Annotated in this window: 1 protein-coding gene; it reads left to right on the top strand. The window is 31.6% G+C overall.

Annotated features, from left to right (window positions below; translation table 11 throughout):
- Positions 1 to 507: 507 nt before the first annotated feature.
- Entirely contained in the window at positions 508 to 1008 is a 501-nt protein-coding gene (locus tag FTV34_RS17355; protein ID WP_074163995.1) for an META domain-containing protein, read from the top strand.
- Positions 1009 to 1585 lie beyond the last annotated feature (577 nt).

Genomic DNA, 1585 nt, shown 5'->3' with positions numbered 1-1585 from the left:
CAATCGGGTGTGATTGGGCTTTTCAATACGAAATAAACTATTGAATTAAAACAAATAATTTAGAGCATTTCGTATAATTGGTATTATGTTAATTTTAGAATCTCTTAGAAATGATTCACTTAATCTATAACCATTCTTTAATAATTAATACATTTATCCTAGAAAGATGAGTGCCCTAAAAGTGTAAAAAAATAGTCACAAAAATTTCAAAATAGCTCGATATTATTTAAATAAAATTTATACTAATACTTGATGTTGTATAAGCAAATATAGCTAATTACTTAAGTTAGCAGTACAAAACTTTATAAAATGGTGTTTTACAGAAATATTTACATTCTATAGCCTTTAGAATTTAGCTATAGCACCACAAAGTAGATGTATTTTTTGAAAATTTAATTAGATCAAGGAAAAATCATGAGAATAAATAAAATTAAAGATCATCAAAAGCGATTATTCTACTGATGAACTCTATAAAGAGGGTTACTCATTATTATACGGACAATAACGATGACTAGAATATTTATACTGATGTTCGTCGTTGGACTTTTGAGCGCTTGTCATAAGCCTTCCTCAGCCGATCAGTCCAAGATACAAGAATTACAAGTGATGTCCTTTAGTGAGCAGACCTTGGCGCAATTTTCTTGGGAATTAATCGAGGCAACAAATGCTAATAGTGAACGTATAGATTCATTATTTCTGGCTTCAAAACCTGACCAACCTATCACGCTAAAATTTGCAGAAAAGATGCTGTATATTGGGAATTTGTTTTGTAATATAAATTCGATTGGTATTCATTTTAAGGGCAATCATTTATATGCTGAACAACCAATTGTTGCCACAATGATGGGCTGTCCTGATGATATCAACTTACGTGAAAGTACGATGATAGATATTCTGGTGAATGCTCCCACATTATATCTTCAATCTCGTAAGGGGCAGGCACAACTGCTTATAGAAACACAAAAAAAAGAGAAATTGATTTTTAAAGGTGTTCAAGTCAACAAGTAGTCTAAATTCTTGCAGTACACTGATGAAAATCATAAGGTAAAGTTAGATATGAGGAAGCCCAATCATTTAGTTGGGCTTCTTTGTTTAAATATAATTTTAAGAGCCGGTAACTTATTTTCTGTAAGTTCCCTTTTACTATTTTTCTTTTGAGTATTTTATTAATCTAATTCTTTTACGCACTCAATAAGTATTACCACTATACCAACTCTTAGAAAGAGCTTTGAATTCCCTATTTAACATAATGGCAGTTATACGAAGTACATTTGTATATTAATATAAATATCAAAAACTTAAAATTTTAGTCATGACTAAGAAACCACCATAAATTGGCTTTTGTAATAAGTTGGTGAGTTTTTAAGCAAATCTGTAACATTTTGCCAAGAAAATCGATTAATAAATGATCAATTTGGCAATCAGTGCCCATTTCATGCGGATCCAGGTTGTGAAACTATCCCCAATTGCTGTGGATAAAATTTAGGCTATTTTGTACGCTCTGGCGTACATAAATCTCGGCCCTTTGCGGCTACCTGGGACAGTGGAATTTTCCTATGATGAACTCATCGGGAACAGGAAGTTC

The sequence above is a fragment of the Acinetobacter sp. YH16038 genome, assembly GCF_013417275.1.
In the GTDB taxonomy this organism is placed as follows: domain Bacteria; phylum Pseudomonadota; class Gammaproteobacteria; order Pseudomonadales; family Moraxellaceae; genus Acinetobacter.
This window is presented reverse-complemented; position numbering and strand designations above follow the sequence as displayed.